This is a genomic window from Flavobacterium sp. GQ95 (assembly GCF_059758655.1).
Genome location: NZ_JCAXEB010000001.1, coordinates 458,120 through 473,367, shown reverse-complemented (window position 1 = coordinate 473,367; position 15,248 = coordinate 458,120). Strand labels below are relative to the sequence as shown.

12 protein-coding genes and 2 tRNA genes are annotated in these 15,248 nt (G+C 33.0%); 10 read left to right on the top strand and 4 right to left on the bottom strand.

The features are described from left to right. Positions 1-60 precede the first annotated feature (60 nt). The gene (gene polA, locus AC6CH4_RS02055) at positions 61-2,913 is read right to left on the bottom strand and encodes a DNA polymerase I (protein WP_498099721.1); all 2,853 of its coding nucleotides are present in this window, start codon (positions 2,911-2,913) and stop codon (positions 61-63) included. Positions 2,914-3,238: 325 nt separating this feature from the next. Here polA and AC6CH4_RS02050 point away from each other — a divergent pair, with 325 nt between their 5' ends. From AC6CH4_RS02050 to AC6CH4_RS02025, 6 genes are all read left to right on the top strand, one after another. Continuing rightward, positions 3,239-3,457, top strand: coding sequence for a hypothetical protein (locus AC6CH4_RS02050; RefSeq protein WP_498099719.1), 219 nt, complete (start codon positions 3,239-3,241; stop codon positions 3,455-3,457). A gap of 186 nt (positions 3,458-3,643) precedes the next feature. Beyond that, on the top strand, positions 3,644-4,318 hold the full coding sequence (locus AC6CH4_RS02045) for a response regulator transcription factor (protein WP_498099717.1): 675 nt from the start codon (positions 3,644-3,646) through the stop codon (positions 4,316-4,318). A gap of 10 nt (positions 4,319-4,328) precedes the next feature. After that, positions 4,329-5,666, top strand: a complete 1,338-nt coding sequence (locus AC6CH4_RS02040; protein ID WP_498099715.1) for a sensor histidine kinase — start codon at positions 4,329-4,331, stop codon at positions 5,664-5,666. A gap of 103 nt (positions 5,667-5,769) precedes the next feature. Beyond that, positions 5,770-5,952: a hypothetical protein gene (locus tag AC6CH4_RS02035; RefSeq protein ID WP_498099713.1), complete on the top strand. Its 183-nt coding sequence runs from the start codon at positions 5,770-5,772 to the stop codon at positions 5,950-5,952. A 179-nt stretch (positions 5,953-6,131) separates the two neighbouring features. Further along, positions 6,132-7,367, top strand: a complete 1,236-nt coding sequence (locus tag AC6CH4_RS02030; RefSeq protein ID WP_498099710.1) for a metallophosphoesterase — start codon at positions 6,132-6,134, stop codon at positions 7,365-7,367. A gap of 70 nt (positions 7,368-7,437) precedes the next feature. Continuing rightward, on the top strand, positions 7,438-7,740 hold the full coding sequence (locus AC6CH4_RS02025; protein WP_056190453.1) for a thioredoxin family protein: 303 nt from the start codon (positions 7,438-7,440) through the stop codon (positions 7,738-7,740). A gap of 23 nt (positions 7,741-7,763) precedes the next feature. On the opposite strand, the gene AC6CH4_RS02020 is transcribed toward AC6CH4_RS02025, so the two are convergent. Beyond that, positions 7,764-8,402 carry a polysaccharide deacetylase family protein gene (locus tag AC6CH4_RS02020; protein ID WP_498099708.1) on the bottom strand — a complete coding sequence of 213 codons (639 nt, stop codon included), beginning with the start codon at positions 8,400-8,402 and terminating at the stop codon, positions 7,764-7,766. Positions 8,403-8,497: 95 nt separating this feature from the next. Further along, positions 8,498-11,779 (bottom strand): glycosyltransferase family 117 protein, encoded by a 3,282-nt coding sequence (locus AC6CH4_RS02015; RefSeq protein ID WP_498099706.1) that lies wholly within the window; start codon positions 11,777-11,779, stop codon positions 8,498-8,500. Between the two features lie 245 nt (positions 11,780-12,024). On the opposite strand from AC6CH4_RS02015, the gene AC6CH4_RS02010 reads away from it, so the two are divergent. Further along, positions 12,025-12,095: transfer RNA gene (locus tag AC6CH4_RS02010), tRNA-Gln, on the top strand. A gap of 229 nt (positions 12,096-12,324) precedes the next feature. Continuing rightward, a tRNA-Gln gene (locus AC6CH4_RS02005) sits at positions 12,325-12,395 on the top strand. Between the two features lie 79 nt (positions 12,396-12,474). Here the strand turns inward: AC6CH4_RS02005 and AC6CH4_RS02000 are convergent. Then, complete coding sequence (locus AC6CH4_RS02000) at positions 12,475-13,299, bottom strand: universal stress protein (protein WP_498099704.1); 825 nt, start codon at positions 13,297-13,299, stop codon at positions 12,475-12,477. A gap of 177 nt (positions 13,300-13,476) precedes the next feature. On the opposite strand from AC6CH4_RS02000, the gene rimP reads away from it, so the two are divergent. After that, entirely contained in the window at positions 13,477-13,941 is a 465-nt protein-coding gene (gene rimP / locus AC6CH4_RS01995; protein WP_498099702.1) for a ribosome assembly cofactor RimP, read from the top strand. A 13-nt stretch (positions 13,942-13,954) separates the two neighbouring features. Then, the gene (gene nusA, locus AC6CH4_RS01990) at positions 13,955-15,208 is read left to right on the top strand and encodes a transcription termination factor NusA (RefSeq protein ID WP_056190461.1); all 1,254 of its coding nucleotides are present in this window, start codon (positions 13,955-13,957) and stop codon (positions 15,206-15,208) included. Positions 15,209-15,248 lie beyond the last annotated feature (40 nt).

The window sequence follows — 15,248 nt, the reverse complement described above, 5'->3', positions numbered from 1 at the left end:
TCGTTTATCGCGTAGTGGTTATAAGAAAATCTAAATCAACACTCTAAAATCTAAAATCCTTTAATGCGCTGCCAGCCAATCTGCACCCAAACCTAATTCAACATCCAAAGGAACACTCATCATAAAAGCATTTTCCATTTCGTGTTTGATCATCGGTTGGATTTTTTCTAATTCGTCGTTGTGTACATCAAACACAAGCTCATCATGAACCTGAAGCAACATTTTAGATTTCCAGTTTTCTTCTGTCAATTTTTTATGAATGTTGATCATTGCGATTTTAATCACATCGGCAGCGCTTCCCTGAATTGGTGCGTTTACTGCATTTCGTTCTGCAGCACTTCTTACTACAGCATTTGCCGAGTTGATATCTTTTAAATAACGACGACGACCTAAAATAGTTTGTACGTAACCTTTTTCGCGCGCAAATTCTATTTGTTCATTAATATAGGATCTTAATCTCGGATACGTTTTGTAATAGGCTTCAATCAAAGCAGCACTTTCGCTTCTTGATAATGAAGTCTGATTACTCAATCCGAAAGCAGAAACTCCGTAGATAATTCCGAAGTTTACGGTTTTAGCATTACTTCTTTGTTCACGTGTTACTTCCTCCAAAGGCACGGCAAAAACTTTTGAAGCTGTTGCTTTATGGATGTCTTCTCCATTTTGAAAAGCAGCAATCATATTTTCTTCACCACTTAAAGCGGCAATAATTCTTAATTCTATCTGAGAGTAATCCGCAGAGATTAAAGTGTGATTTTCATCGCGAGCAACAAAAGCTTTACGAATCTGGCGACCTCTTTCTGTACGAATCGGAATGTTTTGCAAGTTCGGGTTATTAGAGCTCAAACGTCCTGTTGCGGCAACTGTTTGCATATAATCCGTATGAACGCGTAACGTTTTTTTGTCTACTTGTTCTGGCAAAGCCAAAATATAAGTGCTTTGTAATTTCACCATTTGACGCCAATCCAAAATTTCTTTTATAATCGGATTGTCATTGGCTAAATACGTTAAAACGTCTTCGCCAGTCGCATATTGACCGGTTTTGGTTTTCTTTTGTTTGGCACCGCCAATTTTCATTTTATCAAATAAAATATCTCCCAATTGTTTCGGTGAAGCCAAATTGAATTTCTCGCCGGCAGTTTCGTAGATTTTTTGTTCCAAAGATTTAATCTCAACCTCCATTTCAGTCGACATTTGTTTTAGAAAATCAACATCCAAACGAATTCCTTCAGTTTCCATAGCTGCTAAAACACTTACTAATGGAATCTCAATTTCATCAAATAACTTTTTGGTTTCCGTTTTATCTAATTCTGCAGTAAAAAGTTCTTTTAATTGAAAAGTTACATCAGCATCTTCAGCAGCATATTCCTTAATGTCTTCAAGAGCAACATCGCGCATCGTAATTTGATTTTTTCCTTTTTTTCCAATTAAAGTTTCAATTGATTTTGGAGAATATTTCAAATACGTTTCAGCTAAAATATCCATATTATGACGCATATCCGGATTAATCAGATAATGCGCAATCATTGTATCAAAAAGTTTTCCTTTCACAGTAATACCATAATTAGAAAGGATTTTTAAATCGTATTTTAAGTTCTGACCAATTTTTTCGATGCTTTCATTCTCGAAAAATGGTCTGAATTTTTCAATTAAAACCTGAGCTTCTTCCTGACTTTCCGGAAACGGAACGTAATATGCCTTTCCTTTTTCATAAGAGAATGACATTCCCACTAATTCCGCATTTAAAGCATCTAATCCAGTAGTTTCGGTATCAAAGCAAACAGAAGTTTGTTTTTGTAAATTTTGCAAAAGTAATTTAACTCCTAAATCGCCTTCAATTGCCTGATACGAATGCGGTGTGTTTTCTAAAGTATTGTAAAATGAATTTCTGGAAGCTTCAATATCTTCATCAGAAGTTCCTCCGCCTCCAAAAAGATCAAATTGATCTTCATTCTTAGGTTGTGGTTTTTTGTATAATTTAGCATCAGAAGCAGGAGCTGCTGAAGTAGCTAATTCATTTCCTCCACCCACTTTAAATAAATTGTCAAATTGTTCTGCCATTCTTCTGAATTCTAATTCCTGAAAAATAGCATCTGTTTTTTCGATATCCGGACGTGAAAGTTCGTAGTCGTTTTCATTAAAAACAACATCACAATCGCAGATAATGGTCGCTAGTTTTTTAGATAAAATTCCTTTGTCTTTATTGGCTTCGATGTTTTCTTTCATTTTACCTTTCAGTAAATGCGTGTTTTCCAGAAGATTTTCCATTGTACCAAATTCCTTCAGGAACTTTTTGGCAGTAACTTCACCAACACCTGGTAATCCGGGAATATTATCAACAGCGTCTCCCATCATTCCAAGAAAATCGATAACCTGATCCGGTCTTTCAATTTCAAATTTTGCCAAAACTTCAGGAACGCCCCAAATTTCTATTCCGTTACCCATACGGGCTGGTTTGTACATAAATATATTCTCAGAAACCAATTGTGCAAAATCCTTATCTGGAGTTACCATAAAGACTTTGTAGTTTTCTTTTTCTGCTTGTTTGGCAATTGTTCCAATTAAATCATCGGCTTCACAACCTTCTATTTCAATAATCGGAATATGCATTGCTCTTAACAGTTCCTGAATATACGGTACAGCAATTTTAATCGCTTCCGGAGTAGCATCACGATTAGCTTTGTATTCGACAAACATTTCGGTTCTTACGTGACTTCCGCCTTTGTCAAAAGCAACAGCCAAATGATCTGGTTTTTCACGTTTAATAACATCCAAAAGCGAATTCATGAAGCCCATGATCGCTGATGTATCCATTCCTTTAGAGTTAATTCTCGGATTTTTTATAAAGGCATAATAACCACGGAAAATTAATGCATAAGCATCGAGAAGAAAAAGACGTTTTTGAGTTGACATAAAAAAAATATTAGTCTGTAAAAATAAACAATTGGGTTCTCAAAAATAAACTTAAAAGATTTTTTTTCCACCATATAAGTTATATAAGTTCATTTAGTAGAGTCGCACAACAGTGCGTCTATGGTTTTAGTTGGCACACAACGGTAAATCTGAGATTATGTTGATGAAATTAAATGAACTTATATAACTTATATGGTGGAAAATATTTAAAAAGTTAATGTCAAGTTAAAGTATTTATATTGATGTGATTCTTCATTTTGCCTTCATTTTACGAGAGTACATTTGATCTGTAAAATAAAAGGTATTAATTTAAAATTTAGAAATCATGAGAAATTTATTGATGTTACTAGTAGCCGTTTTAGGAACAAGTGCAATGGTACATGCATTTCCTCCTGCTGTAAAAGTAGGCCCTGTAAAAGAAGTAAAAGCACTTCCTGCAAAAGAAGTTAAATCTACAAAACATCCTAAACACAAATCTGAAAAAAAAGCGAAAACTGAGAAAAGTGAAACTTCTAAATCAGAAACAGCAAAAGTGAAAAAATAAGTATTGCTTTTGTTTTGTTTTCAAATCATGGTAAAAGAAGACAAAACAGGAATAATGGTTATGGAATGTGGATGAGAAAGCTGATGAAGAAATTTGTCAGCTTTTTTTGATTCGTTAATTTTTTAATAATGCACAACGGAGCTTTTTTTAATTGCTTAAATTTAGTTGCGCTTAAATGCTGTTTTTATGAATATTTTAATTGTTGAAGATAATAAGGAGCTTGCCGTAGAAGTCTACGATTTTTTGTGTAACGTGGGTTATATATGTAAGATAGCAAATAGTTGCAGTGATGCTCTTGAAGAAGTGGGAAGTAATGATTATGATGCGATGTTACTTGATCTTGGTTTGCCTGACGGAGATGGTTTTGAAGTCCTGAAAACCATTCGTAAAACAAAATCTAAAATAGCTGTAATTGTCCTGACGGCGCGCGGAGAATTAGATGACAGGATAAACGGATTACATTTAGGCGCTGATGATTACCTGACAAAACCATTTGCTTTGACCGAATTAAGCGCAAGATTATTTGCGGTTATTCGCAGAATTCATGGGTTTACTTTGAACAATTTAGAAGTACATGGTTTCTTATTGCAGTTGCAGGATTATAAAGTGAGTTATGATGAAATTCCAATTAATTTAACTAAAAAAGAGTTTGATATTTTTCAATATTTGGTTTTGAATAAAAACCGTGTCATAACCAGACTACAGCTTACAGAGCATATTTGGGGCGATATTTTAGAGGTTAATTCCGATTCAAATTTTATTGACGTTCATGTTCGAAATCTTCGAAAAAAGTTGGACAAACACACTACAATAAATTGGTTCGAAACCGTACGAAATGTGGGTTATCGTATAAACGAGTAAATAGATTTCTGTGAAAATAAAACACCAATTAGCTATTTTTAATGCGCTGACAAGATTGTTGGTGATTTTGATTTTATGGCTGATGTTGCCCATTTTAGTTGAAAATGTGGTTTACAGACATATTAATAATGGATTGGTGGAGAAAAAGAAAAAATTTATTGATCATTTGAATCAAAATGAAATCAATGATTTTATCGAAAACTCAGATGATTCTACTGAAACGTATTCGCAATTTTCGACCTTGCACAGCGAATTTTTGGTACTTTCTAAAATTCCTTTAAAGCCAAATCAGAAGAAAACAACTTTCAGCAATGATTATCGGGTGATTGAAGGCGAAGAAAATGAATATCGAATTTTGCAATATCATTTTACCTATGAGAATCAAGGTTATCAGTTGGAAATAGGAAGTAGTTTAAGTGAAGTAAACGATCTTACTTTCATAATTCGGTTCTTCATTATTATCGTTTTGGTCGTTATTCTTTTAGTGACTTTTTTGGCAGATACGGTTTATATCGAATACCTGCTTAAGCCTTTCTATAAAATTATTGATACTAAAATCAGGCGTGTTAACGAACCGGAAGCCTTTGATCATACTCCAATTAATGCGAGATCAAGAGATTTTCGCGAACTAGATTTGGTTTTAAATCAAATGATGGACAGAATTACGGAGCTCTTCAAAAAAGAAAAACAATTTATTTCGAATGTTTCCCATGAATTGTTAACCCCAATTGCTTTACTAAAAAATAAGTTTGAAAATTTATTGCAGAATGAATCTTTAGACGACAATGCTTTTGATAAAATCGCAGGAGCACTAAGAACATTAGATATGCTGAAAAAAATCATCAATAATTTATTGCTGATTTCCAGAATCGAAAACAATCAGTACGAGGCTAATGAAAAAATCAATTTCAAAGATATTTTAAAAGATTTAGAAGAAGATTTACAAGATAGAATTGAGGACAGAGAAATTCAGTTTTCAAGCAATATAAACCAGAATTTTGTCTTCACCGGAAATAAAACGTTGATTCACATATTGATTTATAATTTAGTTACGAATGCTATAAAATATAATAAACCAAAAGGCAGTATTATAGTTGAAGATGGGTTTTATAACAATCAATATTTTATTGCCATAAAAGATTCCGGTATTGGAATGAACGTCACACAAATCGAAAAGATATTCAACAGATTTGCCCGAATAAATTCTGATCAGGACGGGCAGGGTTTAGGACTTGCTATTGCTGAAAGTATTGCTCTTTTTCATCATATTGAGATTAAAGTTATTTCTGAAATAAATGAAGGAACAAACTTCACACTTTTGTTTCCTGAAGCACATTTACACAATTAAAAGTTAAATTTTGAGAACTGCTTCAATCTTCATTTTGTCTTCATTTTCCGATTATATCTTTGAGCTATAAATAATAAGATAATAATCAATAAAAACTTAAATCATGAAAAAATTAGTAATGTTAGCAGTAGCTGTTTTAGGAACAACTGCAATGGTAAACGCTCAAACAACTCCAGCTCAAACAGCTCCGGCAAAAGAAGCTAAAGTTTCTAAAAAAGATAAAAAAGCAGATAAAAAAACTAAAAAAGCAGAAGCTAAGCCAGAAGCGGCAAAAGCTCAAAAATAAGAAAGCATAAGTTTATTTATAAACTTTATTGTGGATTAAAAGGTTTTAAAAAATTTGGTAGAGAAAAAGCTGGTGGAGAAATTTGCCAGCTTTTTTTGTTGTTATTTTGAGTTAAATTTTTGATAATAAAAAGTGATAAGATTTTCATTCTTTGTTACTTTGCTTAAAACTACAACTACATGATCCTTCGTTTTGTAATTCTATGTGCTCTATTTTTATTTATTGAGTTTTATTCTTATCAGGCTTTCCGAACTTTAATCAAGTTAAGATGGGCTTTGATTAGTTATCAGGTTATAAGTTTACTTCTTCTGGTTTTTATTATTTATTCATTTACGCAGTTTGATCGTTCAGTTGGGCAAACCAAACAAACCATGTTTACAATGGGTTTGATGTTACTGGTATATGTGCCTAAAATTGTACTGACACTTGTAATGTTTGGAGAAGACATATTTAGAATAGGGGCAAGTCTATTAAATTATTTTATGTATAATGCTCCAAGAAAAGAAATGATGCCAGACAGGCGAAAGTTTATCAGTCAGATAGCATTAGGTTTGGCGGCAGTTCCTTTTTTGTCGCTTATTTACGGAATCTTCGAAGGAAAATATAATTTCAAGGTATTTAAGCAAACCGTCTTTTTTCCTGATTTACCAGATGCTTTTGATGGTTTTAGAATAACTCAGATTTCAGATGTTCATAGTGGAAGTTTTGATAATCCTGAAAAGATAAATTACGCGATTGATTTGATCAATGAACAAGAAGCTGATATGATTTTGTTTACGGGAGACATTGTAAATACACATGCAAAAGAAATGCATCCCTGGCTGGAGACTTTTAATCGTATTAAAGAGTATAAATATGGTAAGTTTTCTGTTTTAGGAAATCATGATTATGGGGAATATGTTACCTGGCCATCTGAAAAACAAAAAAACGAAAATTTTCAGGAGATTAAGAGTCTTTATGGAAAAATAGGGTTTCAACTTTTGCTAAATGAACATACTTATATTCAAAAAGGGGACGATAAAATTGCCTTAATTGGAGTGGAGAATTGGGGAGTTAATTTTAAAAAGGCAGGTGATTTAAATAAAGCATCAGAAAATGTTCATCAGGATGATTTTAAGGTCTTAATGAGCCATGATCCTAGTCATTGGGAAGCTGAAATTAAAGAACATCCCAAAAACTTCCATTTAACATTGTCAGGCCACACGCATGGTATGCAGTTTGGAATAGAAATTCCGGGCTATTTTAAATGGAGTTTGGCGCAATATATTTACAAACAATGGGCTGGTCTGTATGAAAATGTTGGAAGATATGTTTACGTGAATCGCGGATTTGGTTTTCATGCGTATCCTGGACGAGTTGGTATCATGCCGGAAATAACAGTCATCGAACTAAAAAAAGGCAACAATGTGGCTTAATTCGTTAAAAATGCTACATTTGTATTAATTATCTCTTTTTAATAGATTAAAAGAATTAAATTTTTGGTTTATGTCAAAATTTGGAGAACTTATAAATGCTCAGGTTCCAGTGTTAATAGATTTTTACACAGATTGGAACGAATCATCTGTATCAATGCATCCTGTTATTAAGGATGTAGCTGCTGCACTAGGCGATAAAGCCAAAGTAATTAAAATTGATGTAGATAAAAATCAGGAACTTGCTGAAGCCTTGCGTATAAAAGGACTTCCTACTTTAATGATTTATAAAGAAGGACAAATGATATGGAGGCAATCAGGAGAACTTGATGCAAATACGATTATAGGAATTGTCCAGGATCAATTCAGTATTTAAAACTCCTTCTCAAGTTGGTATTGTTAATGAATGATATCAAACGTATATCCATTTTCTTTTAAAAAGTGTAAAGTTTTAGGTAACGCAAATTTTAAATTCTGCGATGCTTTAATACTGTCATGAAAAACGATTACACTTCCCGATGTTACATTTTTAGTTACGTTTTCAAGACATTTTTCAGGTGTAATACTCTGGTCGAAATCGGCACTTAAAACATCCCACATTACTATTTTGTAGCCTAAACTTCGTAAAATTTTAGATTGGGCTTTTTTTATTTTCCCATAAGGGGGGCGAAATAGTAAGCCATTCGGCCTTTTTTCATTTGATAAAATAGAAGCACAAGTTTTTACATTCTCAATATAATCATTTGTTTGACTTTTCCATCCATTGATATGGTTCATGGTATGATTTCCAATAGAATGCCCTTCTGTAATTAATCTTTCAAATAAAGATGAATTGGCGTTAATGTTTTTTCCAATACAAAAGAAAGTGGCTTTTGCATCAAATTTCTTTAATTCAGATAAAACCCAGTCTGTAACTTCAGGAGTTGGGCCATCATCAAAAGTGAGGTATATTTTCTTTTCTTGATTTGGAATATCCCAACAATACTTAGAAAACACCCTTTTTATAAATGAATTTGTTTTTACCCAATAAAAGCTCATTGTGAAATGATTTAGAGATATGTAAAAATAAAAAATGCAGCGCTATTTAACTAGTAGCGCTGCATTTTTTTAATCAGTATATTTTTCGTATCTTATTATTCTTTTTCGCGTCCAAAACGTTCAAAAACATTTACATACGTATTAAAAGTAACTTTGTGTTTTTCGTAGAATGCTTTATCCTTGTTGTGTTCCATAACCTGTAGCAGACTTCTGTAACGCTCAATATCAGTGATAATATCCATAGCCAAATCGGTTTGATCGCCGGGAGTTAATGTTGCGTAATAATTTAAGTTCTCTTTATATTTCTGAACTAATTTATTTAGCAGGTCATGTGCTTTCGCAGTTTCACCAACTTTGTAATACCCATTTGCAAAAGGTTCTACTAATGAATAATATCCAAACTTATCCACAGGTAATTTTGTCATTGCCAAATTAATCACATTTTTAGCTTTGTCTATTTTACCTTCTGCAATTAATTGATCACTTAAACGAGATAAATTAGTGCGGTATGTAATGCTGTTTCTTCTGGTTTCAGGGTCGTGGTAAATTTTATCACTATCACTGTTACCCCAGTCCCATTTCATTACAATATCATACATTTTATCTGCATCAATTTGTCCCATATCCATTGGTCCGCCTTCTTTTGAAGGAACATTTCTAATAGGAACTAACTTGTATACCATTCCATCTAATTGTAAATAATCTTTTAACCATAAATAATCTTCATCGTCAAAAGCACCACCACTAAAGTAGATCGGTCTTTTCCAGTTATTATTGGCTAAAATATCAAGCATCATCAAGCGGTTCTTGTAGATTGCACTTCCTTTGATGTCGATATCCATATATGGAACGATAGAATCGTTATACTTAGCATTAACAACTTTGTTCTTGATAATTAGATTTTTATCTACCGGAACTCTGATTTTATTAGTTGGATAAAAATGAATCGTTTGTCCGTTTTGTAAACCTACAGTCGATTTTGGATTTTTAATGAAACTAATAAAGTCATTGATGTTCCAACGTGTGTCAATTTTCTGAATGTAAGCCACGTAGTCTAATTTGTCACCCACATATTCATCATGCGTGAATGATATTGGTAATGGATCAGATTCATATGATTTTGCCTTCATTTGATCAATATACCAATCTGTCATAAATAGACTAGTATTCACGATTTTCACGTCTGTTCGAATGCCTTCGATTTCCTGGGCGTACCACAGCGGGAAAGTATCATTATCCCCAATAGTGAATAGGATTGCATCTTTATCGCATGAAGTTAAATATGCTTTAGCCATTGCAACTGCAGTATATTTGTTTGATCTGTCGTGATCATCCCAGTTTTGAGAAGCCATTAAAATAGGTGCTGCTAATAAACTTCCGGCAATAATAATGGGTCCGGCAATTCTAGGAGTAATATAATTTTGAAGGGTTTCGTATAGGGAATAAACTCCAAAACCTATCCAAATCGCAAATACATAAAAGGACCCTACAAGAGCATAATCTCTTTCGCGAGGTTCAAAAGGTCTTTCATTTAAATAAATTTTCAATGCAATACCGGTAAATAGAAACAATGCCAAAAGCACATAAAAGCTTTTAAGGTCTTTATTAGCATGATACATTATTCCTATAACTCCTAAGATAAATGGAAGGAAAAAGTAAACATTTCTTCCTTTGTTGTTTAAAACATCAGAAGGTAAGTTGTCCTGAGATCCAAGATGCAATGAATCAAGAGCTTTAATCCCGCTAATCCAGTTTCCGTCTAAATTATCGTATTTTCCTTGTTCGTCACTTTGACGCCCAACAAAATTCCACATTAAATATCTCCAATACATATATCCAAATTGATATTCGAACATAAAACTGAAGTTATCTGCAGTTGATGGTTTTTCTATGATTAAATAATCTTTATAGCTATTTAGGAATTTGACATAGCCTTCATTGTCAATTTGTTTTTGCGAGTAAGCTTTTCTGAATTCAGAAACGGTTTTTTCAACCTCGTTTCGTAGTTGAGCTGTAGCTTTGTTGTATTCCTCTTCGCTTAACTGACTCGCATCAATACCGTATTTAGCTAAATCATCTTCATAAGGATAATTTGGATTTATTTTAAAGGCAGGAGGATTAGTAAAGCTGATGTAATTTTGAATGTGTCCGGTTTCGGTGCTCCACATTCTTGGCAAAATCGTTTTTTGATTATCATCAGAATTTTGATCTGCATTTTTATAATTATTGGTAATGACGTATTTACCAGTTTTATAATCTCTTTCGTAGTTAGGTTTTTTATCTAAATAAGGAGTTTTTTCGTCAAGTCCGGAAAAAACTTCAGTGTATTGAGGACCATAAAATAATGGATTTACACCATATTGTTCACGGTTGTAATAGGCTAAAACCTCGGTAGCATCTGATGGTTTGTTTTCATTGATAACTGTATTGGCATTTGCACGAACAGGCAGCATTATCCAGGTTGAGAAACCAATCAGGATAAATAAAACACAAAGAATAATAGTGTTGTAGAAAACTAAGCCTTTTTGCTTTGTATATTTTAATCCAAAATAAAAGAAAGCAATAAAAAGTAAAGCAACGAAAATGGATCCTGAATTAAAAGGGAGTCCCATACTGTTTACCATGAAAACTTCTGTTTTTCCAAAGAAAGCCATGGTTAAAGGCAAAAGTAATTTGAAAATGAATAATAAAATAGCAATTACAACAGCGTTCGCAATAATGAAATTCTTAACAGTGACTTTTTCGTAATGTTTAAAATAATATAGAAAACCAATTGCAGGAATTGTCAATAAAGCCATAAAGTGAACTCCAAAAGAAAGTCCAATAACAAGTGAAATGATTAACAGCCATTTATTTCCTTTTGGTTGATCCATATCCTGTTCCCAACGAAGGCCAAGCCAAAAAAGCAATGCAATTAATAAGGATGCCATTGCATAAACTTCGGCTTCAACAGCATTAAACCAAAAACTATCAGAGAAAGTATAGGCTAATGCGCCAACAAATGAACTTCCTAAAATAACAATTGAATTGTTTTGATCAATTTCTGTAAAACGAGCTACAATTTTTTTCAAAATCATAGACGATGACCAAAACATAAATAAAATAGTAAAGGCGCTAGAAAAAACAGACATCATATTTACCATTACCGCTATATGTTGATTGTCTATAGCAAACATGGCAAAAAAAGCTCCCATCATCTGGAATAAAGGTGCCCCTGGTGGGTGACCAACTTCTAGTTTGGCGGCTGTAGCAATATATTCGCCACAATCCCAGAAGCTCATAGTAGGTTCAACAGTCAGTGTATAAGTAGTTAAAGCGATTGCAAATGCAAACCAACCAATAATTGTATTCCATTTATTGAAATTGAATTGTGCCATATTTAGATGTTAAAATTTTGTATGTTTTCTATTCTACAAAGAAAATGTTTTTTTGTGTAAAGAAACGAGCATTAACAAAAAATTCTACAAAACTATTTGATTAAAGTAACGTATTGTTTGTGAAATACTTGTGAAAGTATTACAAGTTTTGGATGCAAAAAAACGTGGAAAAAAGATTTTTTTTCGCAAAAAAGTTTGCGTAAACTAAAAAAAGCTTTAAATTTGCACTCGCTTAACAGCATTGCTGGTCTATGGTGTAATGGTAACACAACTGTTTTTGGTGCAGTCTTTCTAGGTTCGAGTCCTAGTAGACCAACATAAAAGCCTCTCGGTCGAGAGGCTTTTTTTATGTGCTAATTTTCTGGTAATCACAAAATTTTGAAGAATCAAGATCAGCTTTTTAAAAACTGTTTGGTTTATGATAAAAAAATAAAGTAAGAAGGGTCTGAGAAGCAATGATTTATTAATCTTTATTGATGCTTCTGTTGAAAAAGCTTGCGCAAACTAAAAAAAGCTTTAAATTTGCACTCGCTTAACAGCATTGCTGGTCTATGGTGTAATGGTAACACAACTGTTTTTGGTGCAGTCTTTCTAGGTTCGAGTCCTAGTAGACCAACATAAAAAGCCTCTCAATTGAGAGGCTATTTTTATGGAATAAATTATTTAAGTGAACCCTCGTAAATCTGATTTTACCTTTAAATTTTTAAAGTAATAACAGGCCGAACGGCATGATTTACTAAGCCCTCACTAATACTTCCGTTAAAAAAGTGTGCAAAACCGGTTCTTCCGTGAGTACACATTCCTATGATGTCTGCGTTTATGCTATTTGCGAAATTGATAATTCCTTTTTCAATATTAGTGTCGTTGTAAATTTGAGTGCTATAATTGGTAATGTTGAATTTGGTTATGAAATCTTTCATCGCTTTTTCGATAACGTGTGTCGGTTTGAAGCTGTTTGGTGTGCAGATTGTAACTAAATGTATTTTTGATTCAAAGAATTTGGTGAAGTTTAGGAGTTTTTCAAATGGTTTTTTTGTTTCTGCAGAAAAATCGGAAGCAAAAACAATATTAGATACATTAAAATTAGAAATGTCTTTTTTGATAACCAAAACAGGGATTTCTGAATTCCGAACAACTTTTTCAGTGTTAGAGCCAATTAATAATTCTTCAACGCCAGAAGAACCATGTGATCCCATGATGATTAAGTCAACATCATAATCCTTGCTAACTTGTGTGATTCCGTGAATGGGTTTGTCCATTTTTACAATTTCAGTCACAGGAATCCCATCTAGATAGGGTCTTGATGAAATCTCGTCAAGCATTTCATTCGCTTTTTTCATGAAAAGCATGGTTTCGGGAATGCTCGCGCCGCCTAGTATGGCATCATTCATTTGATGTGGTAGTTCAAGCATGTGTAAAACGATGATTTCTGAATCGTTTTTTTTAGCGATTTGAGCGGCAACTTTTAGGGCGTCTTCTGCGTGTTCTGAAAAGTCAGTAGGGACTAAAATTCGTTTCATAATTTTTTGAGGTTAAATTATTTGAATAATCCGTGATTTTAATGCTTCCATAAAGATAAGAAATATTTTTAGAGCAATCAATTTATTTTGATTTATAAAAAAAACACTATATTTGCACCGTTATTTATTAAAAACTAAATAATGAGGGGACTAAGTGTCCCCTCTTTTTATAAAATTATGACATTTAAAGAAAAAGTAAACGGATTAATCGCAGAAGCTCTTCTGGAAAAGCCTTCAATCTTTTTGATTGATTTGTCTATTTCGGATTCTTTTAAAATTAGCGTTGGTTTAGACGGAGATAATGGAGTGGCGCTGCAGGATTGTATTGACGTTAGTCGTGCAATCGAGAATAATCTGGATCGTGAAGAGCAGGATTTTTCGCTTGAAGTAGCATCGGTTGGAGTAGGATCACCTTTGAAAATGACAAGGCAATACAAGAAAAATATTGGTAGAACGTTGATTGTTACTACAAATACTGAAAAAATTGAAGCAGAATTAGTGGAAGCTAACGATGTTTTTATAATTTTGTCTTGGGAAGCAAGAGAACCGAAAAAAGTAGGAAAAGGAAAAGAAACAGTTCAAAAAGAGCAACAAATACCTTATACAGAAATTAAAGAGGCAATTGTTACAGTAACATTTTAATTAAAGAATTCGCATGGAAAATTTAGCATTAATCGATTCATTCTCAGAGTTTAAAGATAATAAACTTATTGATCGTGTAACGCTTATGGCAATTTTAGAGGACGTGTTTAGAAATGCATTGAAGAAAAAATACGGTTCTGATGATAACTTCGACATTATTATAAATCCTGATAAAGGAGATATGGAGATTTGGAGAAGAAGAGTAATCGTTGCTGACGAAGATCTTGATTTTGAGAACGAAGAAATTACCTTGACTGAAGCAAGAATGATTGAAGCGGATTTTGAAATTGGTGAGGAAGTTTCTGAAGAGGTTAAATTAATTGACTTAGGAAGAAGAGCTATTTTGGCTTTGCGTCAAAACTTAATATCTAAAATTCACGAACACGATAATACAAATCTTTACAAGCAATTTAAAGATATTATCGGTGATATTTATACTGCCGAAGTACATCACGTACGTCCAAGAGTAGTTATCTTAGTTGATGATGAAGGAAACGAAATTGTACTTCCGAAAGAAAAACAAATTCCATCTGACTTTTTCCGTAAAGGAGATAACGTTCGTGGAATTATTGAAAGCGTTGAATTAAAAGGAAATAAACCTCAAATTATTATGTCAAGAACTTCTGAGAAGTTTTTGGAGAAATTATTTGAGCAAGAAATCCCTGAAGTATTCGACGGATTAATTACAGTTAAAAATGTAGTTCGTATTCCTGGTGAAAAAGCAAAAGTAGCGGTAGATTCTTATGATGACAGAATCGATCCTGTTGGAGCTTGTGTAGGTATGAAAGGATCTCGTATTCACGGAATTGTTCGTGAATTAGGAAACGAAAATATTGACGTAATCAATTATACAAGTAATATTCAATTGTTTATTACAAGAGCATTAAGCCCTGCGAAGGTTTCTTCTATCAAAATTGATGAAGAAAACAAAAGAGCTGAAGTTTTCTTGAAATTAGAAGAAGTTTCTAAAGCAATTGGTAGAGGAGGTCACAATATTAAATTAGCGGGTCAGCTAACAGGTTACGAATTAGATGTTATTCGTGAGGGAGATGTTGCAGGAGCAACGGCTGATGAAGACGATGTTGAATTAACAGAGTTTTCAGACGAAATCGAAGACTGGGTAATTGAAGAATTTGCTAAAATAGGTTTGGATACTGCAAAAAGTATTTTAAAACAAGAAGTAGAAGATTTAGTAAGAAGAACGGATTTAGAAGAGGAAACTATTCTTGACGTTATGAAAATACTAAAAGAAGAGTTTGATAACTAATTATCTACTCTAACAACACAACGAAAAAGGTAATAATAAA

Excerpts from the sequence above, each read along its gene's own strand:
- polA (WP_498099721.1), bottom strand. The coding sequence starts at position 2,913 with ATGTCAACTCAAAAACGTCTTTTTCTTCTCGATGCTTATGCATTAATT.
- AC6CH4_RS02050 (WP_498099719.1), top strand. The coding sequence starts at position 3,239 with ATGAGAAATTTATTGATGTTACTAGTAGCCGTTTTAGGAACAAGTGCA.
- AC6CH4_RS02045 (WP_498099717.1), top strand. The coding sequence starts at position 3,644 with ATGAATATTTTAATTGTTGAAGATAATAAGGAGCTTGCCGTAGAAGTC.
- AC6CH4_RS02035 (WP_498099713.1), top strand. The coding sequence starts at position 5,770 with ATGAAAAAATTAGTAATGTTAGCAGTAGCTGTTTTAGGAACAACTGCA.
- AC6CH4_RS02030 (WP_498099710.1), top strand. The coding sequence starts at position 6,132 with ATGATCCTTCGTTTTGTAATTCTATGTGCTCTATTTTTATTTATTGAG.
- AC6CH4_RS02025 (WP_056190453.1), top strand. The coding sequence starts at position 7,438 with ATGTCAAAATTTGGAGAACTTATAAATGCTCAGGTTCCAGTGTTAATA.
- AC6CH4_RS02020 (WP_498099708.1), bottom strand. The coding sequence starts at position 8,402 with ATGAGCTTTTATTGGGTAAAAACAAATTCATTTATAAAAAGGGTGTTT.
- AC6CH4_RS02015 (WP_498099706.1), bottom strand. The coding sequence starts at position 11,779 with ATGGCACAATTCAATTTCAATAAATGGAATACAATTATTGGTTGGTTT.
- AC6CH4_RS02000 (WP_498099704.1), bottom strand. The coding sequence starts at position 13,299 with ATGAAACGAATTTTAGTCCCTACTGACTTTTCAGAACACGCAGAAGAC.
- rimP (WP_498099702.1), top strand. The coding sequence starts at position 13,477 with ATGACATTTAAAGAAAAAGTAAACGGATTAATCGCAGAAGCTCTTCTG.
- nusA (WP_056190461.1), top strand. The coding sequence starts at position 13,955 with ATGGAAAATTTAGCATTAATCGATTCATTCTCAGAGTTTAAAGATAAT.